The organism is Pseudomonas sp. S30 (assembly GCF_016518545.1).
In the GTDB taxonomy this organism is placed as follows: Bacteria; Pseudomonadota; Gammaproteobacteria; order Pseudomonadales; family Pseudomonadaceae; genus Aquipseudomonas.
On sequence record NZ_JACVTO010000051.1, the window covers coordinates 1 to 641 of the forward strand.

Here is a 641-nt window from a genome sequence, read left to right on the forward strand (position 1 = left end):
ACCAGATTCTTGCGAGCGGGCGTCAACCAGTGACGATTCTTACCGCTTTGAGCGACGCCCAATAGCAGGTCGGCGCCCCAGAAGCCCTTATCGAATAACGTGATCGAATCATCTGGGACCTGCCCGAGAAAGCTTTCGGCCAAGCGCATCTCGCTGCCCCGGTAAGGGCTGAGCTGAGCGTCGAGGATCACATGGGAGCGCACATTCATCAGTGCCACGAGGCGTAGCATTGGGAACGGTGTCTGACGTTCGGTGCTTGTGTTGCCCGAGCCGAAATGCTCTCGCAACTCAGGTGAATCAGGCGTTCGCAGCAATGCGCCGTCCACCGCGAACACTTGCAGGCCATCCCAGTCATCACCTTCGTACCGCTCGCAGCCCCACTGCTTACCGGTCTGGCGGAACAAGGACTCGACCGGATCGGCGCCCAGCCGCTTACGCGCCTCGGTCACACCGCTTCGCGCCAGTAGCTGGTCAGAGGCCAAGCCTTGAGCACAGATATTCAGCCGTCTGGCCACCTCATGCACAGGCTCATCGCGAAACAGTGCCATGCCCAGCACCAACCAAAGCACCTGATCGCTCGGCAGGCGGCGCCGCCGGATAGTGGCTTGAGCCGAGAGATTGAGCGCACTGGCAACCCACTC

At 61.0% G+C, this 641-nt stretch carries 1 protein-coding gene; it reads right to left on the bottom strand.

Features of this window, described 5'->3' with window-relative positions; genetic code table 11:
* Positions 1 to 641: IS4 family transposase (locus tag IAE34_RS24195; RefSeq protein ID WP_200141481.1), on the bottom strand; the 641-nt coding region annotated here is incomplete at both ends.